Consider the following 24446-nt stretch of genomic DNA (forward strand, 5'->3'; position numbering starts at 1 on the left):
TGCACCTTCAGTCCGTCCACTGGTTTGCGACCCAAAAACTGAAGGTGCGATTTAACCATAGATTTGGCCTATATTGCAGGCTTTCAGATTCTCCCGCATTCGGCATATTCGCTGGATGAACGCGGGAGAAGTCAGGGCAATCGCCAAGGTCGACCGGATCGACGGCCCGAGCAGTTGGACGGTGTCTGGCGATTGTCACATGCTGATCCTTTACGAAGCGGGCAGCTACCACTGGCTCGAGACCTGGCTCGACGGACGGCGAACATCGCTTGGCGATCCGATCCCCGGCGAAATGTGGCTGGCGCCCTTCGGTCACGAATATCGTGCGACGGCGCAGGGCGGCGCGGTGCGTAGCATCGAGGTCGAAATTCCGCACCACCGGCTCGCCGTTTCGCCCCATGCGCGGGCGATCGCGGGGCATGACGATCCGGCGATGGCGGCGCTCGCCCGCGCGCTCGCGGCGGGCGATGCCCAGGCGGGCGACGCGCTCATCGCCGCGATCGCCGAACGGCTCGCAACCACGGCAACGCTTCCGGTACAGCCGGGCATCGCGCGGCGCATCGACGATCTGATGCGTTATATCCAGAAGGGCCTCGAAACCCAGCTGTCGGTGCACGAACTTGCCGAGGAAGCCGGCATGTCGGTCAATAATCTGATCGTCCAGTTCGCGCGCGCGACGGGGCGCACGCCGGCGCAATATGTGCTGCATCAGCGGCTGCGCCGCGCCTGCTGGTTTCTGCTCAACCGGCCGCTGAGCGTCGCCGAAATCGCCTTTGCAACCGGCTTTTCGAGTCACGCGCATCTTTGTTCTGTGTTTCGGCGCAGGCTTGCTATGTCTCCCGGCCAGTGGCGCAAACTTATGAAGGGGAGGGCGAGCGTCGATGGCGAGGACCAATCTGTTTCGGGCGCGTGACGCGCACGGCCATGCGCCAGTCACCTATATCGAGCTGTTCTTCGACCTCGTTTTCGTCTTCGCGATAACCCAGCTTTCGCACGGTCTGCTCGCGCATCTGTCGCTGATGGGGGCGTTGCAGGCGCTGATCCTGCTGTTCGCGGTCTGGTGGGTGTGGATTTACACGACCTGGGTTGCGAACTGGCTCAACCCCGACCGCGCCAATGTCCGCCTGATGCTGATCCTGCTGATGCTCGCGGGGCTCGCGCTGTCGAGTGCCATTCCCTACGCGTTCGGCAAGAATGGCTGGCTGTTCGCCGCCGCTTATTGTTCGATGCAATTGGGGCGGTCGCTTTATGTCGTCTGGGCAAGCTGGGGGATCCACGACGGGCGCGCACGCAATTTCGCGCGCATCGCCTTCTGGTCGCTGCTCACCCTGCCCCTGTGGATCGCGGGCTGCTTCGCCGATGCCGAGGTGCGGATGCTGTGCTGGGCGGCGGCGCTCGCCATCGAATATGCCGGTCCCTTCGCCTTTTTTGCGACGCCAGGGCTGGGCCGGTCGAACGCGGCTGACTGGGACATCGCCGGGGCGCATATGGCCGAACGCTGCGCGCTGTTCATCATCATTGCGCTGGGTGAGGGGGTGCTCGTCACCGGCGCGACCTTTGCGACGTTGCCACAGGACGCGCTCCACTGGACGGCTTTCGTGACCTGCTTCCTGGGCAGCGCGGCGCTGTGGTGGCTCTATTTCGACACCGGCGCGGTGCGCGGGAGCAAGCTGATCGAGGTGAGCGGCGACGCCGGCCTTCTCGCGCGCAACGCCTATACCTATTGGCATATCCCGATCGTCGCGGGGCTCGTCGTCTCGGCGGTCGCCGACGAAATGCTGCTCGCCCACCCCAAGGGGCATATCGAGCCGGCCTATCTCGCCGTTGCCGTCGGCGGCGCGCTGCTCTTCCTCGTCGGCAATATGGGGTTCAAGCGCGCGACGAACGATCGGCCGCTGCCGCCCTTTTCGCATATGCTCGGCTGCGCGCTGCTGCTCGCGATCGGCGCCGCGGCCTGGTTCGGCCATTGGCAGCCGCTGACGCTCGGCATGGGAATTTTCGGCGCGCTGTTGTTCACCGCGATCTGGGAATGGGGATCGCTCAACGGCGGCTGGCAGCGCTGGGCGCCCGGGCTCGGCCGCTTGTTCGGCGCCGATCCCGATGCCTAGCCGGATGTTTCAGGGGAGGAATCCATGTCGCACACCATGATCATGCTCATCGCCGCGCTGGCCCTGCTGGTCCTGCTACGCCTGTCCATTCGCGATGCCGCCCGCGCGACCCGGCTTTTTCTGGTCCTGTGGTTGGTCGTATCGGTCGCCAATCTGCTCTTCGGCGTGCTTTCCGCCGGCTATGGCTGGGACGAGGAGGCGACGGTGTGGCTGCTCGTCTTCGGCGTCCCCGCGGCTTTCGCGCTGATCACGAAGCGGTTCAGGGTGCGGGATTGATCAGGCAGCCATTGGCGCCGGCATAGCGCGCGCTGCGTGATGCGAGCAGCGGCACGCTGCCCGTCACCGTCTTCGTCGCCGGATCGTCGCTGAGCGACACCAGTTCCATGCCGGGTTCGAAGTCCGTCTGGCAACTGTCGAGGCTGCGTCCCTGGACATAGCGGCACGAACAACCGACGCGCGCGGCATAGGCCGAGCCGAGTTCGGCCTGCGCCTTGAACGACGGAAATTGCCAGATCAGGAAGATCAGCAACAGGGCGCCGAACCCCGCAGCCCACGGCAGGCAGCCGCCCCAACGGCTCGCCCGGCGCTTGCGGCCGTGCAGGCGGCGCGGCACGTCGGGGCGCTCGCCGGTCGGTGTCGGCGCCGCGGCAGGTTCGCCCGTTGCCGTTTCGGGTGGGTTGGTGTTACTCACGGGCGGCCATGATCACGAAAAAACTCTTGCTGGCAAGTGCCGCGCTCGCGCTTCTGGGTGGCTGGTCGCTGACGCACGCCGCCGGTCAGGGCAGCATGGCGCCGCCCGCACCAGCACCGCGGCTGGGCGCGTCGATCGACGATGTCGTGCCGGTCGCTGCGTCGCCCGCGCTCCCGGCGCTCGATCCGGTGGTGAAGGCGAAGGCCGATGCGCTGTTCGACGATGCCGGCGATGTCGGCGAGACGCGCGCGCTGTTGGTCCTGCGCGACGGCAAGCCAATCTACGAACGCTATGGCGCCGGCTTCGGCCCCGATACCAAGCTTATCAGCTGGTCGATGGCCAAGAGCATCACCGCGGTGCTGACCGGTTTTCTGGTCGCCGACGGCCAATTGTCGCTCGATGGCCCGGCGCCAGTCGCGGCGTGGCAACGCAGCGGCGATCCGCGCGGCACGATCGCGCTCAGGGATCTGTTGCACATGTCATCGGGCCTTGAGCATGTCGAGGAAGGCGACCCGGTGTGGCGCGGCGACACGGTCGACATGTTGTTCGGCAAGGGCGCGCAGGATATGGCCGCCTTTGCCGAGGGCAAGCCCGCTATCGCCAAACCGGGTGAAGTCTTCAACTATAGTTCGGCGACCAGCGTCATCCTTGCCGATATCCTGACCGATGCACTGACCCCGTCCTCGAACCCCGACGCGCGGCGCGACGCGATGCTCGATTTCATTCACGGCCGTTTGACCGAGCCGCTGGGGATGACCAGCCTGACCCCCGAATTCGATGCGCATGGCACGATGGTCGGCGGATCGATCATGCACGCGACCGCACGCGACTATGCGAAGTTCGGCGAATTCCTGCGCAATCATGGTGTTGCGAACGGCCAGCGCCTGCTCCCCGAAACCTGGATGCGCTTCATGCTGACGCCGTCGCCCAACGATGCCGGCTATGGCGGGCACATCTGGCTCAATCGCGCGCGGCCCGCGGGCGTGGGGGCAGCGCTATGGCCCGATCGCGGGCCGAACGACCTGTTCGCCTGCATCGGGCATCAGGGGCAATATATCATCGTGTCGCCGTCGCAGCGGATCACGATGGTGCGGCTCGGCATAACGAAGGACAAGCAGTTCCCGGCGCTCCGCCGCCATCTCGCCGATCTGACTGCCGCGCTCTAAGGCGCTACGCCGCGATCGTCAGAGCAGGAATTCGCCGGTCAGCGTCGTGACGCAGCGACCCGAAAGCTCGACCTGATCGCCGTCGATATGACAGCCGACTCGCCCGCCGCGCTCGCTCGCCTGCCAGGCGGTAAAGCGGTCGCGCGCCAGTCGGCGCGTCCAATAAGGGGTAAGGACGCAGTGCGCCGACCCGGTGACGGGATCTTCATCGATCCCCGCGCTTGGCACGAACACGCGGCTCACGACATCGGCGCCTGCTGGGTCGCCCGCGCCGTCGGCGGTGGCGATCGCCTGTACGTCGCCCAGCGCCTTGAGCGCCGCCATGTCGGGCGCCAGCGCGCGCACCTCGCGCGGATCGGCATAGACGAGCAGCGCATAGCGCCCCTCATGCCACAGCGTTTCGACCGGCGACCCGCCGACCGCGGCCGCGATCTTCGCCAGCGGCTTGGGTTCGGGGCGATAGGCGGGCAGGCGCATGCGATATCCGTCCTCGTCATCGCGCGCGACAACGAGGATGCCCGCGTGGCGCGTGCGAAAACGCATGTCGCCGCGCCACTGGGCGGTGGTCAGCAGCACATGTCCGCTCGCCAGCGTCGCGTGGCCGCACAGCGCGACCTCTTGCTTGGGCGTGAACCAGCGCAGTTCGTAATCGGCCTCGCTCGTTTCGTCGGGAACGACGAAGGCGGTTTCGGACAGATTATTCTCCCCCGCGATCGCCTGAAGCATCGCGTCGCTCATCCACTCATCAAGCGGCATGACGGCCGCCGGATTTCCCTCGAACGCCCGCTCGGCAAAGGCGTCGACGCGCGTGATCGGCAGGCGGCGCCAGCTCATGGGTAGAGCAGTCCGCTCGTCCAGCCATCGCCCGCGCGCACGAACAACGTGCGTTCGTGCAGGCGATGCGCCCGGTCCTGCCAGAATTCGATTCGCTCGGGCGTCACGCGCCAGCCCGACCAGCGTGGCGGACGCGGCACGTCCTGTCCTTCGAAGCGCGCCTGCATTTCGGCAAAGCGGCTTTCGAAGCTTTCACGCGCGTCGAGCGGACGCGACTGCTGGCTGGCCCAGGCGCCGAGCTGGCTGTCGCGGCTGCGCGTCGCGAAATAGGCATCGGCGGTTGCGTCGTCGACGGTCGATACCGGGCCTTCGATGCGAATCTGTCGGCGCAGCGACTTCCAGTGAAAGAGCAGTGCGACATGCGGGTTCGCCGCAAGTTCGCCGCCCTTGCGGCTGTCGAGATTGGTGTAGAAGACGAACCCGTCGGGGCCATGCCCTTTCAGCAGGACCATCCGCACCGACGGATGGCCGTCCGCCGTCGCGGTCGCCAGCGCCATCGCATTGCTGTCATTGGGTTCACTCGCGCGTGCCTCGCCATACCATAGGTCGAATAGCGCGAAAGGATCGGTCGTCGTCATGCCGGCTCAATACTCCGCGTCGCGCCTCTGGTCGAGCAAAAGCGTCGGGAACTTGACCCTCTGCGCGGCCATTACCACATGGCTCGCAATCGGCCCTTCACGGCCAGTCACTTATCGGGCTACAGGAGACAGATGGCAGATCCCTATTCCACCCTCGGCGTGGCGAAAAACGCGAGCGAAGCGGAAATCAAATCCGCTTATCGCAAGCTTGCAAAAGAGCTGCATCCCGACCGGAACAAGGAAAATCCGAAGGCGTCGGAGAAATTCTCCGACGTCACCAAAGCCTATGACCTGTTGTCCGACAAGGAAAAGCGCGCGCAGTTCGATCGCGGCGAAATTGATGCAGAGGGCAATCCCGCCATGCCGTTCGGTTTCGGAGGTGGCGGCGGCGGCTTTCGGGGCGACCCGCGCGGCGGGCCGCAGGGGGGCTTCGGCGGTTTTGGTGGCGAGGGCGCCGACTTCGGCGACATATTCGAAGGCCTGTTCGGCGGTCGCGGTGGTGGCGGCGGATTTGGTTTCGGCGGGGGACGCAGCGCACCGCCGCAAAAAGGCGCCAATGTCGCCTATCGGCTGAGCGTTTCGTTCGTCGACGCGGCGACCCAGGCGATGCAGCGGATTACGCTTGCCGACGGCAAGACGATCGACCTCAAGCTGCCGGCCGGGGTCGAAACCGGAACGCAGATGCGCCTCGCGGGCAAGGGGCAGCCGGGGCCCGGGGGCAATGGCGACGGCATCGTAACTATCAGCGTCAAGGATCATCCCTTCTACGAACGCGATGGCGACAATATCCGGCTCGACTTGCCGATCACGCTGAACGAAGCGGTCAAGGGCGCGAAGATCAAGGTGCCGACCGTCGACGGACCGGTGATGTTGTCGATCCCAGCGGGTTCCTCGTCGGGCAAGGTGATGCGCCTCAAGGGCAAGGGGTTCAGCAGCAAGGGCGGCGGCCGCGGCGACCAGCTCGTCCGGTTGATGGTGGACATTCCTTCGGGCGACACCGCGCTCGAAAAGGCGCTCGAAGGTTGGACCGATACGCGGCCGGTGCGGGCCGATCTTGGCGTGTGATGTGTGGTTGAACGTCCCGGGCAGCAAGACGCCGCAGCGCTCGAACGTCAGGTCGCCGAAGAGGTCGGCAGGGAATTTCTGGCCGAAGGCCACTCGCCCCATTCGCCCGAGGCACGCGCCGAGCGCGCCAAGCGCATGCACCTTCGCGGGCGGGCGCAGGGCGTCATCGAACGCGGACGCGAAACGCTCGGCCCCGGGACGCGTATCTTTCGCGTCGCGCGCCGGGTGGTGGTCGGCACATACACCGACGGGTTCATCCACGCCGGAAATCTTGCCTATCTTGCGCTGATCGCGCTCTTTCCCTTCTTCATCCTGCTCGCTGCGGTGCTCAGTCTCGTCGGTGGCGCTTATGGCAGCGAGCGGGCGATCGAAGCCGTCTTTTCGACGATGCCGCCGTCGGTTGCGCGCGCGCTCGCGGGGCCGATCGCCGAGGTGATGAGCGCGCGGACGGGCATTTTCCTCTGGCTCGGCGCGCTCGTCGCGCTGTGGACCGTCGGCAGCCTGATCGAAACGATCCGCGACATCTTGCGCCGCGCCTACGGCACCCATTTTTCCAAAGGCTTTTTCCACTATCGGCTGGTGTCGATCGGCATCATCACCGGCGCGGTCGTGCTGATGCTGATCTCGTTCAGCTTGCAGGTACTGATTGTCGGCATCGAACAGTTCGTCGAACGCGTCCTGCCCTCTGCCTATCAGTCGGCGGGCGTCGTCGCCATTTCGCGCGGCGTATCGGGGCTGGGGCTGTTCGCCGCCATCTATTTTCTCTTCCTGTCGCTGACGCCGTCGAAATATCGCGGGCGACAATTTCCCAAATGGCCCGGCGCGCTCTTCACCACCCTGTGGTGGATGGCGGTCACTCTGGCGCTTCCGCCTTTGCTCGCCAGCCTGTTCCGCTATGACGCGACCTACGGCAGCCTTGCCGGCGTCATGATCGCGCTGTTCTTTTTCTACCTCGTCGGATTGGGTATGGTGATCGGCGCCGAACTCAATGCAGCGCTCGTCGAGGTTGAGGATTTGGGCCACGACGCTATTGGGCGCGTCGATGATATTGTGGTCGGTAACGACAAGACCGGAGAATGACATGGGGCTGATGAAGGGAAAGCGCGGGCTGATCATGGGGCTTGCGAACGACAAGTCGCTTGCCTGGGGCATCGCGAAGGCCCTGCATGCGCAGGGCGCCGAACTTGCCATTTCCTATCAGGGCGAGGTGATGGAAAAGCGGGTGAAGCCGCTCGCCGACGAGCTCGGCTGCGATTTCCTGATCGATTGCGACGTCAGCGACATGGCCAATCTCGACCAGGCGTTTGCCACGCTCGCGGCGCGTTGGCCGACGATCGATTTCATCGTCCACGCGATCGGCTACACCAACAAGGAGGCGCTGCGCGGTGCCTATGCCGATGTCGGGCTCGAAGATTTTCTGATGACCATGAACATCAGCGTCTACAGCTTCACTGCGGTCGCCAAGCGCGCGGCGGCGATGATGACGCCCTATGATCCCGAAACGGGGCAGGGCGGCGGCGCGATGCTGACGCTCAGCTATTATGGCGCCGAAAAGGTCATTCCGCATTACAATGTGATGGGCGTCGCGAAGTCGGCGCTCGAAACCAGCGTCAAATATCTCGCCAACGACTATGGGCCGCAGGGCATTCGCGTCAACGCGATCTCGGCGGGACCGATCAAGACGCTGGCGGCGAGCGGAATCGGCGATTTCCGCCTGATCCTGAAGTGGAACGAATATAACGCGCCGCTGCGCCGCAATGTGACGATCGACGACGTCGGCGGCTCGGCGCTCTATCTGCTCAGCGACCTGTCGAGCGGCGTCACCGGCGAAACGCATCATGTCGATGCGGGCTACCACACTATCGGCATGAAGCAGGAAGACGCGCCGGACATCGCGCTTGCCTGATGCAATCGCGGTCCGCCGCGCCCGCGCTAAGGACGCGGCGGCAATCGCGGCGGTGCATCGGGAGGCTTTCACCGCAACCGGCTTCGGCTATCAGGGCGAGGCCGAACTCGTCGCGATGATCGAGGCCGATGGCGATGCGCTCGTTTCGCTCGTTGCCGAGCGTGCTGGTACGGTCGCCGGGCATATCCTCTTCAGTCGCATGAGTGCGGTCGCAGACGACCGGCCTCTTGCTGCGGCCGGACTCGCGCCGGTAGCTGTGCTTCCCGATTGGCAGGGACAGGGCGTCGGCGGCCTGCTGATCCGCGGGGGACTCGCGGCGCTGCGCGATCAGGGGATAGCGTTGTGCGTCGTGCTTGGCGATCCGGCCTACTACACGCGCTTTGGCTTTTCCGCCGATCTTGCGGCGCGCTTCGCTTCGCCGTTCGCGGGCGAGCATCTGATGGCGACGATGCTCGATCCGGCGGCTGTCTGGCCGGTCGCGGGCCGGGCCGATTATGCCCCTGCCTTTGCGCGGATGGGCTGAGCGCGCTTGAATTGCGGCGCGATTCCCGCCATCGGCGGGGCATGGATTTCGCGCTTGCCCTCGATCATGTCCAGATCGCCATTCCGGTGGGCGGCGAAGCGCGGGCGCGCGCTTTCTATGGCGCGCTTCTCGGCCTCGCCGAATTGCCCAAGCCCGCCGACATGGCGGCGCGCGGGGGCTGCTGGTTCGCGCTTGGCGACCGGCAATTGCATCTGGGGGTCGAGGGCGATTTCCGGCCTGCCAGAAAGGCGCATGTCGCGCTCGCCACCGACGGGCTCGACGCGTTGCGCGCACGGGTCGGGGCGCATGGGCATCCGACGAAGGATGACAGCCCCGTCGATGGGCGTTACCGTTTTTTCACCGAAGATCCTTTCGGCAACCGCATCGAGTTCATGGACAGGACGCCGCGCACATGAGTTTCAACAGCTTCGGTCGCGTTCTGCGCTTCACCACCTGGGGTGAGAGCCACGGGCCGGCGCTCGGCGCGGTGGTCGATGGCTGTCCGCCGCGCCTCGCGCTGTCTGAAGCCGATCTTCAGCCTTGGCTCGACAAGCGCCGCCCGGGCCAGTCGCGGCACACGACGCAGCGGCAGGAGCCCGATCAGGTGCGCATCCTGTCGGGGGTGTTCGAGGGCAAGACCACCGGCACGCCGATCAGCCTGATGATCGAGAATGTCGACCAGCGGTCGAAAGATTATGGGGAGATTGCCCAGGCCTATCGCCCCGGCCACGCCGATTATGCCTATGACGCCAAATATGGCATCCGCGACTATCGCGGCGGTGGCCGGTCGAGCGCGCGTGAGACCGCCGCGCGCGTCGCGGCCGGCGGGGTCGCGCGGCTGATCCTGCCCGAGGTGCAGATCCATGCGTGGGTCGCCGAAATCGGCGGCGATGCGATCGACCCGGCGAACTTCGATCTCGAAGAGATTGATCGCAATCCCTTTTTCTGTCCCGACCCGGCCGCGGCGCAGCGCTGGGAAGGGCTGATGGACGCCGCGCGCAAGTCGGGCAGTTCGCTCGGCGCGGTAATCGAATGTGCCGCGAGCGGCGTTCCGGCGGGCTGGGGCGCGCCCATCTATGCCAAGCTCGATGCCGACCTCGCCTCTGCGATGATGGGTATCAATGCCGTCAAGGGCGTCGAAATCGGTGCGGGCTTCGGCGCGGCGCGGCTGCGCGGCGAGGAAAATGCCGATCCGATGCGCCCCGCGAGCGACGGCAGCAACCGCCCCGATTTCCTCTCGAACAATGCCGGCGGCATTGCGGGCGGCATCTCGACCGGCCAACCCGTCGTGGTGCGCGTCGCCTTCAAGCCGACCAGTTCGATCCTGACCCCTGTGCCGACGGTGAACAAGGCGGGCGAGGCGACCGACATCGTCACCAAGGGGCGCCACGATCCCTGCGTGGGTATCCGCGGTGCGCCGGTGGTCGAAGCGATGATGGCGCTCGTCCTCGCCGACCACAAGCTGCTCCAGCGCGCGCAGTGCGGATAGTCGCCGAATGATCGCCGCGGCGCAGGCCTTTATCGCCCAGCATCAGGCGATCATCGGCCTTGTCGTACTCGCCCTGATGTTCGTCGGCTTCGTGATGGAGCGCTTCCCGGCGACCGTCGTCGCGATCCTCGGGACCTGCACCTTCCTCTTCCTCGGCATCCTGTCGGGCAAGGATCTTTTTTCGGTCTTTTCCAATTCGGCGCCGGTGACGATTGGCGCGATGTTCATCCTATCGGGCGCCTTGCTGCGCACCGGCACGCTCGACGCGATCGCGAACCGCATCATCGCCCGGGCGCAGCGACACCCGAAGCTGGCGCTCGCGGAGATGTTCTTCGGCGTCTATGTCGCCTCGGCCTTCCTCAACAACACGCCGGTCGTGGTCGTGATGATCCCGATCATGCTCAAGCTGGCGAGCGCGCTGGGGATCAGCGCCAAGCGGCTGCTGATGCCGCTGTCCTTCGTCTGCATCCTCGGCGGCACGACGACGCTCATCGGCACCTCGACCAACCTGCTCGTCGCCGCGGTGGCACAGGATAATGGCCTCGATCGCTTCGGCATCTTCACCATCACCCCGGTCGGGCTCGTTGCGGGGGTAGCGGGGACGCTGGCGCTGCTGCTGATCGCGCGCCGCTTTCTGCCCGACGATTCACCGTCGCAGATCGCGCTCAGCCAGGAACATCGCACCTTCCTCTCCGAAGTGCGCATCCTGAAGGACGGCAATCTGGTCGGGCGGCGTGTCGGCGACGTGCCCTTCGTCAAGCGCGCCAATGTGAAGCTCGTCGCGATGAAGCGCGGTGCGACGCTGCGCCGGTCGAACCTTGCCGACGATATATTGGAGCCCGACGACCGCCTCGTCCTGCGGCTTGAGCTTGCCGAACTCCTGTCGCTGCGCGCGAACAAGAATGTCGCTATCGGCCTGACCGCCGGGCACGACAATGCCGACCAGAATGACGAGGCGATCGTCGAGGCGATGATCGCCCCCAGCCACCCGGCGATCGGTCGCCGGCTGATCGAAATACCCTTTCTCTCGTCGCTTAAGGTCCGCATCCTCGGCATGGCGCGCTTTCGCAAGACGCCGGGCCCCGACCTCCCCAATGCGCGCGTTCAGGCGATCGATCGTGTGCTGGTAACGGGGCCGGCGGACCAGATCAAACAGCTCTACGGCCATCCGCACCTCTATGGCGTGGGCTCGACCAGCGAGCGCGAGTTTCGCCGCAACAAGGCGCCGATCGCCATCGGCGCGCTCGTCGGCGTCATCCTGCTGGCGACCTTCAATGTCATGGACATCGGCGTCGCCGCGATCATCGGGGTCGGGCTGATCTTGGTGACGCGCTGCATCGACGCCGACGAGGCGTGGGATTCGATCGATGGCAATGTCCTTGTCCTGATCTTCGCGATGCTCGCGGTCGGGCTGGCGCTCGAAAATTCGGGTAGCGTCGAACTGGTCGTCGGCGAACTGACGCCGTTGCTGCGCAGCGTACCGCCGTGGGGGCTGGTCGTTGCGACCTATATCCTGTCGGTGCTGCTCACCGAAATCGTCACCAACAACGCGGTCGCCATTCTGGTGACGCCGCTGGCGATCGCGGTGGCGCGGCAATTGGGGGTCGATCCCTATCCGCTGGTGATCGCGGTCATGTTTGCCGCATCGGCCAGCTTCGCCACACCGATCGGCTATCAGACGAACACGCTGGTCTATGCGGCGGGCAATTACCGCTTCATCGATTTTTTCCGCGCGGGCATTCCGCTGACGCTTGCCGTCGGCGCCGCGACCTGCGCAGCCATTACTTTTCTTGTGTAGGCTCTGAAGATTCTGGCGATTGCTCCGCGGGCACCGGGCTGTTAGGCCCCCCATTTACATTCGGCGGGGACCGGAACAGGGGAGCGAATTGATGGCGAAACGCCTCACAATTTACATTTTGATCGGCATGGTTCTGGGGGTCGTCGCCGGCTATCTGGTGCGCGTTATGGTGCCCGCGGGCAGCGAGGCCTTCGATAATTGGCTGCGCGGCTTTTCGATGCTCGCCAATATTTTCCTCAATCTGATCAAGATGCTGGTTGCGCCGCTGATCCTGGGCACGCTTATCGCGGGGATCGCGCATATGGGCGACAGCTCGGCGCTCGGCCGCATCGGGGTCCGCGCCATTTCGTGGTTCATCATCGCCAGCTTGATCTCGATCAGCCTCGGCCTGATCATGGTCAATGTGCTCGAACCGGGCGCCGGGCTGCATCTGACCGTCGGCGCCCATTCGGCGGCCGAAGTCGGCGAGGTCAAGAAACTCGACCTGTTCGAATTCGTCGAACATATCTTTCCCAAGAATATCGTCGCCGCGATGGGCGAAAATAACGTCCTCCAGATTCTGGTCTTTGCGCTGTTCGCGGGCGTCGGCCTGTCGGCGATCGGCGAGAAGGGCGCGCCGCTCGTCCGCGGGGCCGAGGCGCTTGCCGAGCTGATGCTCCAGATCACCGGCTATGTCATGCGCCTCGCGCCGCTCGCGGTGTTCGGCGCGCTCGCCAAGGTGGTGGCGCAATATGGGCTCGGCATCCTTGCGACCTACGCCGAACTGCTCACCGAATTCTACATGTCGCTCGTCGTGCTGTGGGCGCTGCTGCTCGGCATCGGGGCGATCTTCCTCGGCAAGCGGATCGTCGAACTGATCCGCTATATCCGCGAACCGATCCTGATCGCCTTCTCGACCGCCTCATCCGAAGCCGCGATGCCGAAGCTGTTCGAACAGCTCGACCGCTTCGGGGTTCCGCGCCGCATCTCGGGCTTCGTGCTGCCGCTCGGCTACAGCTTCAACCTCGACGGATCGATGATGTACGCCAGCTTCGCGACCATCTTCATCGCGCAGGCCTATGGCATCGAACTGTCGATCACGACGCAGATCCTGATCCTGCTGACGCTGATGGTGTCGTCGAAGGGGATTGCCGCGGTGCCGCGCGCCAGCCTGGTCGTCATCACCGCGACGCTCGCCATGTTCGATCTTCCGGTCGAGGGGGTCGCGCTCGTCTTCGCGATCGACCAGTTCCTCGACATGGGGCGCACCGCGACCAACGTCGTCGGCAATGCGGTGGCGACCAGCGTCATCACCAAATGGGAAGGCATGCTGGAGGTCGAGGATCCGGCGTTCGACGACCGTCCGCATGCGCCGGCGCATACGTCGCATCACGGGATGCGGGGGCTGGACCTTCAGGAAGATATGGTCGAGGATAGGACCACGCCCCCGGCCGACCGCGCCTGACGCCCAGCTTTTCGGCCGCTCCCACCCACGGGCGCGCAAGGAGCTGAGCCATGACCGAAACCAAAGCCCCGCCCGGCGGGGATGAGGAGGCGCGCGCCAAGCAATTGCAATGGCGTATGCTGTTCGGTTTCGTCGGCGGCCTGATCGCCGGACTTGCCGCGCATTATGGTGCGGCGGGCGCCGGCTGGGTCGACAGTGCGACGACTTACGTCACCGGTCCGATCGGCCAGATTTTCCTGCGCCTGCTGTTCATGCTCGTGATCCCGCTGCTGGTGTCGGCGCTGATCGTCGGCGTCGCCGAAATGGGCGAGATGCGGGCGTTGAAATCGGTGGGCATCCGGACGCTGCTCTACACGGTCGTCGTCTCGTCGATTGCCGTCGCGATCAGCCTGCTGCTCGTCAATCTCATCCAGCCCGGGGCGGGGGTCGATCCGGCGCTGGCCCGGAATCTGATCGCCGAGGGCGCGGAGGGCGCCAGGGCGATTACCGACCGCGCGGGCGAGGCGAAGTCGGGGATGGATGCGCTGGTCGCGATCGTACCGAGCAATTTCATCGGCGCGATGAGCGAGAATGACGTGCTCGCCGTGATGTTCTTCGCGCTCTTCTTCGGTATTGGCCTGATGCTCGTCCGGACGCCGCAGACGGCGGCCCTCAAGACCGCGATCGAGGGTGTGTTCGAAGTGTCGATGAAGCTGATCGGCCTCGTCATCCGGCTCGCACCGATCGCCATCTTCTGTTTCATGTTCAATCTTGCCGCGCAGTTCGGCTGGGATCTGATGGTGCGCCTGTCGGCTTATGTCGGGGTCGTGCTGCTGGCGCTCGGGCTCCAGATGTTCATCGTCTTTCCGGTGATGTTGCGGCTGCTTGCGAACAAGTCGCCGACGGCCTTCTTCCGTCAGACGCAGGAAGCGTTCGTGATGGCCTTCGCGACATCGTCGTCGAACGCGACGCTGCCTACCGCGCTGCGCGTTGCGCACGACCGGCTGCGCCTGCCCGACCGGGTGGCGCGCTTCGTGCTGACGCTCGGCGCCACCGCAAACCAGAACGGCACCGCCATGTTCGAAGGCGTGACCGTGATCTTTCTTGCGCAATTCTTCGGCATCGACCTGACACTTCAGCAGCAGCTGATGGTGATGCTCGTCTGTATCCTCGGCGGTATCGGCACCGCGGGCGTGCCGGCGGGGTCGCTGCCGGTGATCGCGCTGATCCTCGCCTCGGTCGGGGTGCCGCCCGAAGGGATCGGCCTCGTGCTCGGCGTCGACCGCTTCCTCGACATGTGCCGCACGACGCTCAACGTGATTGGCGACCTTGTTGCGGCGACCGTGGTGTCGGCGGGCACGAAGGACGAAGCGCGGCCATCACCCGCCTGATCGGGGCTGGCAGCCCGGCATCGGTCAGTTTTCGCGAATGTGTCCCGACCGGTCGCCGCGGCTAGGGCGCGGCGCATCGCGGGAGGGTCGCGCCGGCGGTGCACTTGCCGCAGGCGGCGGCGGCGCCGGCGTTCGCGCGGCTGGCGCGGGTCGCTGCGGTGCGGGAGCCGCACTGGTGGCAGGCGGTGTATTGATGACCGGAGACGGGCGCTGCCGGTTTCCGGTCCATTCACCCGAAGGCGCGGGCCGCGGGCGGAGGACGCCGGGACCGCGCGTAGGCCGCGACGGCGCCGTGACGGGATCGCCTGAGGGGCGCGTCGGGGTGCTGCCCACCGGCGGACGCGGGCGGATGACGCCCGGACCGCGATCGGGGCGTCCCGGGTTGCCGCTGGTCGGCGGGGTACCGGCGCCGGGCCGACCGCCGGGCGGGCGCGTCCCATGCTGGCCGTCGCCGTCCCGATCATGCCCCTGCCAGCCGCCGGGGCGATGGGGGCGTCCGCCGTGATCGCCGCCGCTCGACGGCGGGCGGCCTTGCCAGTGGCCGTCGCCGCGGTCGCCGCGATGCTTCCACCAGGCGCGGCGCCCGCCCCAATAGTTCAGATACTGGCCGCGCAGCGGGTAGCGGTTGCGATAATTGTCGAACATCCACATGCCGTAGCCGGGGTAATAATAATTGTCGTACCAGCCGCCGCCGAAACCGATCTGGACGAAGCCGCCGCTATAATCGGTCGGATCGTAACAGTCGTAGCTATAGCCGTCCGAATAGGCATAGGGATCATAGTCGTAATAGTCGTTCGCGCAGACCCCCGCCGAGGCATAGCTCGGGCCATAGAGATCGCCGTCATAGTAGCAGCCGCCGAGCGTCGCGGTGGCGAGAGCGCCGAGCGCAAGGGAGAGGGGCTTTTTGAGGCTGTTGGGCATGATGCCATCCTTCCTTGGCGCCGCGATGGAGGCGCCATATCGGAATCGAAACTGCACGAAGCGAGTTGAATTTGCGGTGAATGGTCGCCGCCGCCGGAATAAGACTTACTTGCAACAATGTCAGTAAGCCGATAGTCTGCGCCGACATCGGACAAAATGAAGGATTTGCCGCGATGAATGCCCCCACGAAGATCGAATGGTCGGAACGCCGCTTCGGACCCGAGACCGCGCACTGGATGCCGCGTAACGCGGAGACCGCGCTCGATCATATTCCCGGCGACGACGGGATTCCCGTGCTCGGCACGACGCTGGCGCAGCTCAAGGATCCGGTCGGCTTCACCAACCGCATGGTCGCGCAGCACGGCAAGGTCTATCGCGCCAAAAGCTTCGGCGGCCGCGGCGTGTCGCTCGTCGGGCCCGAAGCGAACGAGCTTGTCCTGTTCGATCGCGAAAAGATCTTCTCGTCCGAACAGGGGTGGGGGCCGGTGCTCAACCTCCTGTTCCCGCGCGGCTTGATGCTGATGGACTTCGAAAAGCATCGCGCCGACCGCAAGACGCTGTCGGTCGCCTTCAAGCCCGAACCGATGCGGCATTATGCCGGCGCACTGAACGAGGGTATCGGCAGCCGCATCGGCGCATGGAGCGGCAAGAGCTTCAAATTCTATCCGGCGATCAAGCAGCTGACGCTCGATCTGGCCGCGACGAGCTTTCTAGGCATCCCTTGGGGGCCGGAGGCGGAACGGATCAACAAGGCGTTCGTCGACATGGTGCAGGCGTCGATCGGCATCATACGCGTGCCGATGCCCTTCACCGCCATGGGCCGCGGGGTCGCCGGGCGCAAATTCCTCGTCGATTATTTCACGCGACTGGTGCCCGAACGCCGGGCATCGGAAGGCGAGGATATTTTCACCCAAATCTGTCACGCCAAGGACGATGACGGCGAATATCTCAGCGTGGAGGCGATCGTCGACCACATGAACTTCCTGATGATGGCGGCGCATGACACCATCACCAGTTCGATCACCTCGCTCGTCTGGCTGCTCGCCCGGCATCCCGAATGGCAGGACCGGCTGCGCGACGAAATGCTGTCCGTCGCGCCGGCGGGCGAGGGTGTGGGGCACAACAGCCTCGGCGAGCTTGAACTGACCGAAATGGCGTTCAAGGAAGCGTTGCGACTGATCCCGCCGGTGCCCGCCATCCCGCGCCGCGCGCTCCGGGATTTCGAATTCTGCGGCTACCATATTCCCGCCGGCACCAATGTCGGGATCAACCCGAGCTATACGCATATGATGGCCGAATATTGGCCCGACCCCGAACGCTTCGACCCGCTGCGCTTCGCGCCCGAAGCGGTGCGGGGTCGCCATAAATATGCATGGGTTCCCTTCGGCGGCGGCGCGCATATGTGCCTGGGGCTGCACTTCGCCTATATGCAGGCGAAAATCTTCTTCCACCATGTGCTGACGACGCATCGCATCCGTATCGCCGACGGCTATGCCCCCGACTGGCACATGTGGCCGATCCCGCGCCCGAAAGACGGGCTGACGGTCACCTTCGAACCGCTCTGATCTTCGCCCGGCGATTTCAGCGGCTTGCGCCGCGACCCGTCCGCCCTATCTCTGTCTTTCAACCGAAAGGCAGGGGGACAGGATATGGCATTGGCGGCTTTTCTTGCGGGGCTGGTGGCGGCGATGCTGCTGGCACCGGACACGCCAGCGGCGCGCTGGCTTCACCGCCATTGCGTCGAAGAACTGCTCGATCTCGCGAGCCGGCTCGAGCGCAAGCATATCCTGTTCCTCGTCGTCGGCCTCGTGTCGATCCAGGCTTTCGCGATGACTCTGCCCGCCGAACTGGCGGTGGCGATGGCGTGGGATGTCACCGCCTATGTCGATCTGGTCGTCGCCGTCTGGACGCTCTCCGCCTTCGCGCGAGTCCGGTCGATGAAGGCCTGGGTCGCGATGAAAGTCCGCGGGTCGCTGCTGCGGCTGCACCGCCGCCGGGTGCGGGCGAGCCGCGTGCGCCGACCCGTCGAAAGCCATAGCGCCGCAAATGACGACGACCCTGCGCCGGCGCGCGTTGCGCTGGCGGCCTGAGCGCCGCCGTGGCACGCCGTCGCGGGCCGATTCTGTCCCTGCTGCTGCTGGCGCTGCTAAGCGCGGGCTTGCTGGTCGGCTGGCGCTGGCTGCGCGCGCATCCCGAACATGATCCCTTTGCGCCCTTCGACCTCGCGCAGCCGCTGGGCTGGGCAACGCATCGCAAGCTCGTCGGACTGGCTGGCGAGGATGAAGCCTGTTTTGCGGTGTTCGACCGCGCGGGCGAGCGATACGCGCGGCGCCCTGCGGCCGGCGCGGGGCAATGCCGTGCGAGCCAGCGCATGATCCTTGCCGGCAATCGCCTTGTCCCCTCGATGCGTCCCGCGAACGCCGCACCCGGCTGCGCCGTGACCGCGGCACTGGCGCTATGGACGCGCGATGTGGTTCAGCCCGCGGCGCAGGAGCATTTCGGACAGAAGGTTGTCGGCCTTGAAAATCTGGGCAGCTATAATTGCCGCAAAATTGCCGGGCGACAGGCGCAAAGCGAACATTCGACCGCCAATGCAATCGACATTTCGGCCTTTATCCTTGCTGACGGGACGCGTGTGGCGCTGCGTGCCGACTGGGACGATCACGGTGCGAAAGTAGCTTTCCTGCACGCGGTGCGCGATCGGTCGTGCGGGCTGTTCAGTACGCTGCTGTCACCCGATTATAACCGGGCGCACGCCGACCATTTCCACCTCGATATGGCGGCGCGGACGGCGGGGTGGACGGTCTGCCGCTAATATCGACCGTCAGACCGTAAAGCTTTCGCCGCAGCCGCACGCGCCCTTGGCGTTGGGGTTCTCGAATACGAAACCCGCTGCGAAATCATCCTCTGCCCAGTCCATGGTGCTGCCGATCAGATAGAGTACCGACGCGCCGTCGATGTAAAACACGCCGCCGGGCGTTTCGATTTTCTCGTCGAATTTCTGCTCTTCGGTCACATAGTCGACCGAATAGGCAAGGCCTGAACAGCCGCGCCGCGGCGTCGACAGCCTGACCCCGATCGCGCCGTCGGGCGCGGCCGCCATCAGCTTTGCGATGCGCGCTTCGGCGCCGGGCGTCAGCGTGACGGCGGCGGAGCGGGCTGTCCGCGTCTTCTCGGGTGTCTTGGCTTCAGTCATCACAGCATTCCCAATTCGAGCCGCGCCTCGTCGCTCATATTGGCGGGCGACCAGGGCGGATCCCAGACAAGGTTCACTTCGGCATCGCCGACGCCGGGCACCGCGCCGACGCGCAGCTCGACCTCGCCGGGCATCGATTCGGCGACGGGGCAGTGCGGGGTGGTCAACGTCATGGTGACGATGACATGGCCTTCATCGATCTCGACATTGTAGATCAGGCCAAGGTCATAGATATTCACCGGAATTTCCGGATCGTAAATATCCTTGAGCGCCGCGACGACGGCTTCGTACAGGTCGCCGCCGACGCCGTGCGGGTCGACCGGGGCGGGCTTGGCGGCCAGAAAGCCCTCCAGATAATCGCGCTTGCGCTCCAGCTTCTCGGGCGCGGTTTCTGCATCCTCGACGCGCGCCTTGGGCGGCGGCGCGACGCTTTCCACTTCCTCGATCCTGATGCTGTTTTCTTCGCTCATCCGAAAATCCTCTCGACGCGCGCCAATCCTTCGACCAGCGCGGTCACATCGTCTGCATTGCTGTAGAGCCCGAAGCTCGCGCGGGCGGTCGCCGGTACGCCGAGATGCGCCATCAGCGGCTGCGCGCAATGATGCCCGGCGCGGATCGCGACCCCGCTTTCGTCCAAGATAGTGCCGATGTCGTGCGGATGAACCCCCGCCATCGCGAAACTGACGATCCCGGCGCTGCGGTCGGGGCCGAACAGCGTGATGCTGTTCTTGCGGGCGAGCTGCTCGCGCAAACTGCCGACCAGCGCACATTCATGCGCGTGGATCGCCTCGACACCGATCGCTTCGACATAATCGACCGCCGCCGCGAGCCCCAGCGCCTCGACGATCGCCGGCGTGCCGGCCTCGAAACGGGTGGGGGCGGGGGCGTAGGTCGTGCGTTCGAAGGTCACACGGTCGATCATCGACCCGCCGCCCTGCCAGGGCGGGAGCGTGTCGAGCTTGTCGCTCCACAGCACGCCGATGCCGGTGGGGCCGTAAAGCTTGTGCCCCGAGAAGGCATAATAGTCGCAGCCCAATGCCGCGACATCGACCGGCAGGCGCGGCACGGCCTGGCAGCCGTCGATCAGAAGTTCGGCGCCGACGCGGTGCGCGATATCGGCGGCGCGGGCAACCTCGAGCGGGCTGCCGAGCACGTTCGACACATGCGCGAAAGCGACCATCGTGTGTTCGGGGGTGAGAAGCTTTTCGGCGGCGCCCAAGTCGATGCAGCCGTCGGCGGTGAGCGGGCACACGTCGACCTGCCAGCCCGCGAGCTGCCAGGGCACGATATTGCTGTGATGTTCGAGCATCGACAGCAGCACGCGGCCTTTGCGCGGGTGGGAATAGGCGACGAGGTTGATCGCCTCGGTCGCACCGCGCACGAAGGCGATCTGATCCTCCTTCGCGCGGATGAACCCTGCGATCCGCCGCCGTGCCGCCTCATAGGCGAGCGTCATGTCGGCCGAGCGCGCATAAACACCGCGGTGCACGGTCGCATAGTCGCGGCCCATCGCATTCACCGTCGCGTCGATGACGGCTTGCGGCTTTTGCGCGGTCGCGGCGGTGTCGAGATAGTGCCAGCCGGGCGTCAGGCCGGGGAACTGGTCTCTAACCCCGTTCGTGTCGAGCGAAGTCGAGACACCCCGAAGGCGTGCGTTACCGATGGGCATCTCGACTTCGCTCGATGCGAACGGGGAAGGGAGGTTGGTCACACCAATTCCCCCAGCTTCGCGAGCGCGAGAGCCTGCAACTGTTCCTCATCTTCGGCGCCATCGAACACGCCGGCAACGAACGCTTGCAGCATCAGCTTCTTCGCCTCCGCGGGCGGGAGGCCGCGCGACTGGAGATAATAGAGGCTCATCGCGTCGAGCTCGCCGATCGCGCAGCCGTGCGCGCACTTCACATCGTCGGCGAAGATTTCGAGCTCGGGCTTTGCGTTGGCGGTCGCGCTGCGGTCCAGCAGCATCGCCTTCACATCCTGTTCGCTGTCGGTCTGCTGCGCGTCACGCGCGACCGCAACTTTGCCGAGATAGGTGCCGGTTGCCGTACCGCCGAGGACCGAGCGCACCATCTGCCGCGACGTCGCACCGGGCTCGGCGTGGGTGACGGTGGTGACGATCTCGAGATTCTGCTCGCCGCCGCCAATCTGCGCGGCGCCGAGATTGAAGTCCGCGCCTTCGTGGAGTGTCACGGCGAGTTCGATGCGGCCATATGCACCGCCGATGTTGAGGACGTGCAGCGACGCAGTCGCGCCCTTGCCCAGCACCAGCTCGATCTGCTGGATGTCACCCGAATCCTGCACAATCGCGCGCTTGAAGTCACCGCCTGCGGGCACGACGATATTTTCGGGCGCGGGCAGCGGCCAAGCTGCTGCGACCGCGTCGATGTCGCTATAGCGCCACGCTTCGTCGCGGCGATTAGGGAGAGCGGTCATGGCCTGCGCTCCGCCCATTCGCGGCGGAAGTTCGCGAGCAACGTCGATTTTCGCTTGTCGATGCGGGCCTTCACTTCAGCCTGATTCGATGCGCCTTTCTTCACGCAGGTCGCGCTTGTCTTGCAGAGCTGCGCGTCGAGACGCGCATTGCCGCTGCTTTCGCTGAGGTCGCAATGATAGCGCCCCTTGGCATCACGGCCGACATGGACCGCGATGCCGCTCAGCTTCTGTGCGATCACGACGATTTCCTCGTCGGTCGGCACCGGCTCGGGCGCTTGCGCAATCGTCAGAAGGGCGAAAGCGAGGATCACGCCGCGATCTCCGCATAGCCTTCGCGTTCGAGTTCGAGCGCGAGTTCGGGGCCACCCGACTTGACGATGCGGCCAGCGGCGAGGACATGCACGAAATCGGGCCGCACATAGTCGAGCAGGCGCTGATAATGGGTGATCAGCAGCACCGCCTTGTCGGGACGTCGCATGATCGCGTTGATCCCGTCGCCGACGATGCGCAGCGCGTCGATGTCGAGGCCTGAATCGGTCTCGTCGAGGATCGCGAGCTTGGGGTCGAGGATGCCCATCTGCACCATCTCGTTGCGCTTCTTCTCGCCGCCCGAAAAGCCGACGTTCACCGGGCGCTTGAGCATGTCCATGTCCATCTTGAGCAGCCCCGCCTTCTCGCGCGCCAGCTTCAGGAAATCGCCGCCCGACAGCGGCTCTTCGCCGCGCGCCTTGCGCTGGGCATTGAGGCTTTCGCGCAGGAACTGGACGTTCGACACGCCGGGGATTTCGACCGGATATTGGAAGCCGAGAAACAGGCCGGCAGCAGCGCGCTCGTGCGGGTCGAGGGCGAGGAGGTCCTGTCCGTCGAACGTCGCTGACCCCTCGGTGACCTCATAGCCGGGGCGCCCGCCGAGGACATAGGACAGCGTCGACTTGCCCGCGCCATTGGGCCCCATGATCGCATGGATTTCGCCCGCATTGATGCTGAGCGACAGGCCTTTCAGGATCGGCTTGTCGGCGACGGTGGCGTGGAGGTTTTCAATTTTGAGCATTGGAATTACTGGCCTGAAAAATTGGAAGGCGAAGAGGCGGAAGATTTTAATTTTTGGATGAAGTTTCGGAACGATCCCTCGACGGCGGCGAAGCTTCCGCTGACATATCGATCACGGTCTTCCGCCGAGATTGTCGGCTCCGCTAGCAACGCCTGATCCGCGGCTTTAACTGCTTGCACCTTGACCTGTTCGCAATCGGCAAGAACAGCGTCATCGAGCTTGCCGAGTTCCGCTACATCCCCTCGCGAGCGCTTTTGCAGTCCGGAATTCAGGCAGCCCATATAATCGCCAATCATCGGCCGGATCGCGTTGGGTATCTGAATTGCGTCGGAGCTTTGGACGGTCTGTTGTGCTGCCAAAGCCATTGCGAAGAGAAAGCTAATCACCCCACGCTCCCTTCAAGGCTGATCCCCAAGAGCTTCTGCGCCTCGACCGCAAACTCCATCGGCAGTTGCTGCAGCACTTCCTTGGCAAAGCCGTTGACGATCAGCGCCACCGCCTCTTCCTGCCCCAGCCCGCGCTGCATTGCATAGAAAAGCTGATCGTCGCTGATCTTGCTCGTCGTCGCTTCATGCTCGACGGTCGCCGTGGGATTGCGGACTTCGATGTACGGCACGGTGTGTGCGCCGCAGGTGCTGCTCAAGAGCAGGCTGTCGCACTGGGTGAAGTTGCGCACACCCTCGGCATTGGGCGCGACGCGGACGATGCCGCGATAGGTGTTGTTCGACTTGCCCGCGCTGATCCCCTTCGAAACGATGGTCGAGCGCGTGCGCTTGCCATTGTGGATCATCTTGGTGCCGGTGTCGGCCTGCTGGAAATTGTTGGTGACGGCCACCGAATAAAATTCGCCGACGCTGTCGTCGCCGTTGAGCACGCAGCTCGGATATTTCCAGGTGATCGCGCTGCCGGTTTCGACCTGCGTCCACGACACCTTGCTGCGCTTGCCTTGGCACAGCGCGCGCTTGGTCACGAAATTATAGATGCCGCCGAGGCCTTCGGCATTACCCGGATACCAGTTCTGGACGGTCGAATATTTGATCTCGGCATCGTCGAGCGCGACCAGTTCGACCACCGCGGCGTGAAGCTGGTTCTCGTCGCGCATCGGCGCGGTGCACCCTTCGAGGTAGGAGACGTACGCGCCCTTGTCGGCGACGATCAACGTGCGCTCGAACTGCCCCGTATTCTCGGCATTGATGCGGAAATAGGTGCTGAGCTCCATCGGGCAGCGCACGCCCTCGGGAACGTAGACGAACGTCCCGTCCGAGAAGACCGCGCAATTGAGCGTCGCAAAATAATTGTCGTGCATCGGCACGACCTTGCCGAGCCACTTCTTCACCAGCTCGGGATATTCGCGGATCGCTTCGCTGATCGACAGGAAGATCACGCCCGCGCGCTTCAATTCCTCGCGGAACGTCGTCGCGACGCTGACGCTGTCGAACACCGCGTCGACCGCGACCTTGCGCGCGCCCTCGACGCCCGCGAGCACCTTCTGCTCCTCGATCGGGATGCCGAGCTTCTTGTAGACCTCGAGAATCTCGGGATCGACCTCGTCGAGGCTCGCGAGCTTCGGTTTCGCCTTGGGCGCTGCATAATAGTACGCGTCTTGATAGTCGATCGGCGGCACGTTGAGCTTCGCCCAGTCGGGCGTCTCCATCGTCTGCCAATGGCGAAACGCCTTCAGCCGCCAGTCGAGCATCCATTCGGGCTCGTTCTTCTTGGCGCTGATGAAGCGTACCGTATCCTCGGTGAGCCCCTTGGGCGCGAAGTCGGTCTCGATCGCCGAGGACCAGCCATGCTCATAGTCGGCAACGCGCAGCGCGGCGTCGCGGGCTGCCTGATCCTTGACGGGGGTTTCGCTGTTATCGGTCATAAT

28 protein-coding genes are annotated in these 24446 nt (G+C 65.0%); 16 read left to right on the forward strand and 12 right to left on the reverse strand.

The genetic code is table 11. The features are described from left to right. Window positions 1–115 precede the first annotated feature (115 nt). Genes MU856_RS02620 through MU856_RS02630 form a run of 3 tightly spaced genes read left to right on the forward strand, consistent with a single transcriptional unit; the run spans window position 116 to window position 2384 of the window. Window positions 116–913, forward strand: coding sequence for an AraC family transcriptional regulator (locus tag MU856_RS02620; protein WP_062902021.1), 798 nt, complete (start codon window positions 116–118; stop codon window positions 911–913). Next, window positions 882–2108: a low temperature requirement protein A gene (locus MU856_RS02625; RefSeq protein WP_062902022.1), complete on the forward strand. Its 1227-nt coding sequence runs from the start codon at window positions 882–884 to the stop codon at window positions 2106–2108. Before MU856_RS02620 ends, MU856_RS02625 begins: the two co-directional genes overlap by 32 nt. Window positions 2109–2132: 24 nt before the next feature. Continuing rightward, complete coding sequence (locus MU856_RS02630) at window positions 2133–2384, forward strand: hypothetical protein (RefSeq protein WP_234179438.1); 252 nt, start codon at window positions 2133–2135, stop codon at window positions 2382–2384. Here the strand turns inward: MU856_RS02630 and MU856_RS02635 are convergent. Then, on the reverse strand, window positions 2368–2799 hold the full coding sequence (locus MU856_RS02635; protein ID WP_202988256.1) for a hypothetical protein: 432 nt from the start codon (window positions 2797–2799) through the stop codon (window positions 2368–2370). The two genes, MU856_RS02630 and MU856_RS02635, sit on opposite strands and share 17 nt — an antisense overlap. An 8-nt stretch (window positions 2800–2807) precedes the next feature. Here MU856_RS02635 and MU856_RS02640 point away from each other — a divergent pair, with 8 nt between their 5' ends. Then, complete coding sequence (locus tag MU856_RS02640; protein ID WP_062902023.1) at window positions 2808–3965, forward strand: serine hydrolase domain-containing protein; 1158 nt, start codon at window positions 2808–2810, stop codon at window positions 3963–3965. Between the two features lie 18 nt (window positions 3966–3983). Here the strand turns inward: MU856_RS02640 and MU856_RS02645 are convergent, their stop codons facing one another. After that, window positions 3984–4799: a PhzF family phenazine biosynthesis protein gene (locus MU856_RS02645; RefSeq protein WP_263588298.1), complete on the reverse strand. Its 816-nt coding sequence runs from the start codon at window positions 4797–4799 to the stop codon at window positions 3984–3986. Beyond that, window positions 4796–5377 carry a pyridoxamine 5'-phosphate oxidase gene (gene pdxH / locus MU856_RS02650; RefSeq protein ID WP_003047963.1) on the reverse strand — a complete coding sequence of 194 codons (582 nt, stop codon included), beginning with the start codon at window positions 5375–5377 and terminating at the stop codon, window positions 4796–4798. Before pdxH ends, MU856_RS02645 begins: the two co-directional genes overlap by 4 nt. Before the next feature lie 132 nt (window positions 5378–5509). On the opposite strand from pdxH, the gene MU856_RS02655 reads away from it, so the two are divergent. From MU856_RS02655 to MU856_RS02695, 9 genes are all read left to right on the forward strand, one after another. Next, entirely contained in the window at window positions 5510–6442 is a 933-nt protein-coding gene (locus tag MU856_RS02655) for a DnaJ C-terminal domain-containing protein (protein WP_003047962.1), read from the forward strand. Window positions 6443–6445: 3 nt separating this feature from the next. Further along, entirely contained in the window at window positions 6446–7522 is a 1077-nt protein-coding gene (locus tag MU856_RS02660) for a YihY/virulence factor BrkB family protein (RefSeq protein ID WP_062902025.1), read from the forward strand. A gap of 1 nt (window position 7523) precedes the next feature. Further along, window positions 7524–8348: an enoyl-ACP reductase FabI gene (fabI, locus tag MU856_RS02665; RefSeq protein ID WP_263588299.1), complete on the forward strand. Its 825-nt coding sequence runs from the start codon at window positions 7524–7526 to the stop codon at window positions 8346–8348. After that, entirely contained in the window at window positions 8341–8871 is a 531-nt protein-coding gene (locus MU856_RS02670) for a GNAT family N-acetyltransferase (protein WP_082819917.1), read from the forward strand. The genes fabI and MU856_RS02670 overlap by 8 nt, the downstream gene beginning before the upstream one ends. A gap of 41 nt (window positions 8872–8912) precedes the next feature. Next, the gene (locus MU856_RS02675; RefSeq protein WP_062902026.1) at window positions 8913–9287 is read left to right on the forward strand and encodes a VOC family protein; all 375 of its coding nucleotides are present in this window, start codon (window positions 8913–8915) and stop codon (window positions 9285–9287) included. Continuing rightward, on the forward strand, window positions 9284–10360 hold the full coding sequence (gene aroC / locus MU856_RS02680; RefSeq protein WP_062902027.1) for a chorismate synthase: 1077 nt from the start codon (window positions 9284–9286) through the stop codon (window positions 10358–10360). Before MU856_RS02675 ends, aroC begins: the two co-directional genes overlap by 4 nt. 7 nt (window positions 10361–10367) lie before the next feature. Then, window positions 10368–12158 (forward strand): SLC13 family permease, encoded by a 1791-nt coding sequence (locus MU856_RS02685; RefSeq protein ID WP_062902028.1) that lies wholly within the window; start codon window positions 10368–10370, stop codon window positions 12156–12158. A gap of 91 nt (window positions 12159–12249) precedes the next feature. Next, window positions 12250–13602 (forward strand): dicarboxylate/amino acid:cation symporter, encoded by a 1353-nt coding sequence (locus MU856_RS02690; RefSeq protein ID WP_003047950.1) that lies wholly within the window; start codon window positions 12250–12252, stop codon window positions 13600–13602. Window positions 13603–13652: 50 nt separating this feature from the next. Next, window positions 13653–14972 (forward strand): dicarboxylate/amino acid:cation symporter, encoded by a 1320-nt coding sequence (locus MU856_RS02695; protein ID WP_058812761.1) that lies wholly within the window; start codon window positions 13653–13655, stop codon window positions 14970–14972. Between the two features lie 24 nt (window positions 14973–14996). On the opposite strand, the gene MU856_RS02700 is transcribed toward MU856_RS02695, so the two are convergent. Then, the gene (locus MU856_RS02700; RefSeq protein ID WP_263588300.1) at window positions 14997–15893 is read right to left on the reverse strand and encodes a hypothetical protein; all 897 of its coding nucleotides are present in this window, start codon (window positions 15891–15893) and stop codon (window positions 14997–14999) included. Between the two features lie 173 nt (window positions 15894–16066). Between MU856_RS02700 and MU856_RS02705 the strand changes: the two genes are divergently transcribed. From MU856_RS02705 to MU856_RS02715, 3 genes are all read left to right on the forward strand, one after another. After that, on the forward strand, window positions 16067–17458 hold the full coding sequence (locus MU856_RS02705) for a cytochrome P450 (RefSeq protein ID WP_263588301.1): 1392 nt from the start codon (window positions 16067–16069) through the stop codon (window positions 17456–17458). Between the two features lie 84 nt (window positions 17459–17542). Next, the gene (locus tag MU856_RS02710) at window positions 17543–17983 is read left to right on the forward strand and encodes a hypothetical protein (RefSeq protein WP_062767881.1); all 441 of its coding nucleotides are present in this window, start codon (window positions 17543–17545) and stop codon (window positions 17981–17983) included. Between the two features lie 8 nt (window positions 17984–17991). Continuing rightward, on the forward strand, window positions 17992–18708 hold the full coding sequence (locus MU856_RS02715) for an extensin family protein (protein WP_263588302.1): 717 nt from the start codon (window positions 17992–17994) through the stop codon (window positions 18706–18708). A gap of 9 nt (window positions 18709–18717) precedes the next feature. On the opposite strand, the gene MU856_RS02720 is transcribed toward MU856_RS02715, so the two are convergent. The 8 genes from MU856_RS02720 to sufB are packed head-to-tail and all read right to left on the reverse strand — an operon-like array spanning window position 18718 to window position 24443. Beyond that, window positions 18718–19089 carry a HesB/IscA family protein gene (locus tag MU856_RS02720; RefSeq protein ID WP_263588303.1) on the reverse strand — a complete coding sequence of 124 codons (372 nt, stop codon included), beginning with the start codon at window positions 19087–19089 and terminating at the stop codon, window positions 18718–18720. Continuing rightward, on the reverse strand, window positions 19089–19559 hold the full coding sequence (locus tag MU856_RS02725; RefSeq protein ID WP_263588304.1) for an SUF system Fe-S cluster assembly protein: 471 nt from the start codon (window positions 19557–19559) through the stop codon (window positions 19089–19091). Before MU856_RS02725 ends, MU856_RS02720 begins: the two co-directional genes overlap by 1 nt. Next, entirely contained in the window at window positions 19556–20758 is a 1203-nt protein-coding gene (locus tag MU856_RS02730; RefSeq protein ID WP_263589010.1) for an aminotransferase class V-fold PLP-dependent enzyme, read from the reverse strand. The genes MU856_RS02725 and MU856_RS02730 overlap by 4 nt, the downstream gene beginning before the upstream one ends. A gap of 38 nt (window positions 20759–20796) precedes the next feature. Further along, entirely contained in the window at window positions 20797–21522 is a 726-nt protein-coding gene (locus tag MU856_RS02735; RefSeq protein WP_263588305.1) for a SufD family Fe-S cluster assembly protein, read from the reverse strand. Next, on the reverse strand, window positions 21519–21833 hold the full coding sequence (locus MU856_RS02740) for a hypothetical protein (protein ID WP_263588306.1): 315 nt from the start codon (window positions 21831–21833) through the stop codon (window positions 21519–21521). The genes MU856_RS02735 and MU856_RS02740 overlap by 4 nt, the downstream gene beginning before the upstream one ends. Then, window positions 21830–22573 carry a Fe-S cluster assembly ATPase SufC gene (sufC, locus tag MU856_RS02745; protein ID WP_263588307.1) on the reverse strand — a complete coding sequence of 248 codons (744 nt, stop codon included), beginning with the start codon at window positions 22571–22573 and terminating at the stop codon, window positions 21830–21832. Before sufC ends, MU856_RS02740 begins: the two co-directional genes overlap by 4 nt. Window positions 22574–22578: 5 nt before the next feature. Beyond that, complete coding sequence (locus tag MU856_RS02750; RefSeq protein ID WP_263588308.1) at window positions 22579–22959, reverse strand: hypothetical protein; 381 nt, start codon at window positions 22957–22959, stop codon at window positions 22579–22581. Next, window positions 22956–24443 (reverse strand): Fe-S cluster assembly protein SufB, encoded by a 1488-nt coding sequence (sufB, locus tag MU856_RS02755; protein ID WP_058812754.1) that lies wholly within the window; start codon window positions 24441–24443, stop codon window positions 22956–22958. The genes MU856_RS02750 and sufB overlap by 4 nt, the downstream gene beginning before the upstream one ends. Between the last annotated feature and the right edge of the window lie 3 nt (window positions 24444–24446).

The sequence above is a fragment of the Sphingopyxis sp. GC21 genome (assembly GCF_025727575.1).
GTDB classification, from domain to species: Bacteria; Pseudomonadota; Alphaproteobacteria; order Sphingomonadales; family Sphingomonadaceae; genus Sphingopyxis; species Sphingopyxis terrae_A.

Bases quoted from the DNA above. Each gene is read 5' to 3' on its own strand.
- MU856_RS02655 (WP_003047962.1), top strand. From the start codon at position 5,510: ATGGCAGATCCCTATTCCACCCTCGGCGTGGCGAAAAACGCGAGCGAA.
- MU856_RS02725 (WP_263588304.1), bottom strand. From the start codon at position 19,559: ATGAGCGAAGAAAACAGCATCAGGATCGAGGAAGTGGAAAGCGTCGCG.
- pdxH (WP_003047963.1), bottom strand. From the start codon at position 5,377: ATGACGACGACCGATCCTTTCGCGCTATTCGACCTATGGTATGGCGAG.
- MU856_RS02630 (WP_234179438.1), top strand. From the start codon at position 2,133: ATGTCGCACACCATGATCATGCTCATCGCCGCGCTGGCCCTGCTGGTC.
- MU856_RS02620 (WP_062902021.1), top strand. From the start codon at position 116: ATGAACGCGGGAGAAGTCAGGGCAATCGCCAAGGTCGACCGGATCGAC.
- MU856_RS02705 (WP_263588301.1), top strand. From the start codon at position 16,067: ATGAATGCCCCCACGAAGATCGAATGGTCGGAACGCCGCTTCGGACCC.
- MU856_RS02640 (WP_062902023.1), top strand. From the start codon at position 2,808: ATGATCACGAAAAAACTCTTGCTGGCAAGTGCCGCGCTCGCGCTTCTG.
- MU856_RS02685 (WP_062902028.1), top strand. From the start codon at position 10,368: ATGATCGCCGCGGCGCAGGCCTTTATCGCCCAGCATCAGGCGATCATC.
- MU856_RS02675 (WP_062902026.1), top strand. From the start codon at position 8,913: ATGGATTTCGCGCTTGCCCTCGATCATGTCCAGATCGCCATTCCGGTG.
- MU856_RS02730 (WP_263589010.1), bottom strand. From the start codon at position 20,758: ATGCCCATCGGTAACGCACGCCTTCGGGGTGTCTCGACTTCGCTCGAC.
- fabI (WP_263588299.1), top strand. From the start codon at position 7,524: ATGGGGCTGATGAAGGGAAAGCGCGGGCTGATCATGGGGCTTGCGAAC.
- sufC (WP_263588307.1), bottom strand. From the start codon at position 22,573: ATGCTCAAAATTGAAAACCTCCACGCCACCGTCGCCGACAAGCCGATC.
- MU856_RS02735 (WP_263588305.1), bottom strand. From the start codon at position 21,522: ATGACCGCTCTCCCTAATCGCCGCGACGAAGCGTGGCGCTATAGCGAC.
- MU856_RS02720 (WP_263588303.1), bottom strand. From the start codon at position 19,089: ATGACTGAAGCCAAGACACCCGAGAAGACGCGGACAGCCCGCTCCGCC.
- MU856_RS02625 (WP_062902022.1), top strand. From the start codon at position 882: ATGGCGAGGACCAATCTGTTTCGGGCGCGTGACGCGCACGGCCATGCG.
- MU856_RS02710 (WP_062767881.1), top strand. From the start codon at position 17,543: ATGGCATTGGCGGCTTTTCTTGCGGGGCTGGTGGCGGCGATGCTGCTG.
- MU856_RS02690 (WP_003047950.1), top strand. From the start codon at position 12,250: ATGGCGAAACGCCTCACAATTTACATTTTGATCGGCATGGTTCTGGGG.
- MU856_RS02695 (WP_058812761.1), top strand. From the start codon at position 13,653: ATGACCGAAACCAAAGCCCCGCCCGGCGGGGATGAGGAGGCGCGCGCC.
- aroC (WP_062902027.1), top strand. From the start codon at position 9,284: ATGAGTTTCAACAGCTTCGGTCGCGTTCTGCGCTTCACCACCTGGGGT.
- MU856_RS02700 (WP_263588300.1), bottom strand. From the start codon at position 15,893: ATGCCCAACAGCCTCAAAAAGCCCCTCTCCCTTGCGCTCGGCGCTCTC.
- MU856_RS02645 (WP_263588298.1), bottom strand. From the start codon at position 4,799: ATGAGCTGGCGCCGCCTGCCGATCACGCGCGTCGACGCCTTTGCCGAG.
- sufB (WP_058812754.1), bottom strand. From the start codon at position 24,443: ATGACCGATAACAGCGAAACCCCCGTCAAGGATCAGGCAGCCCGCGAC.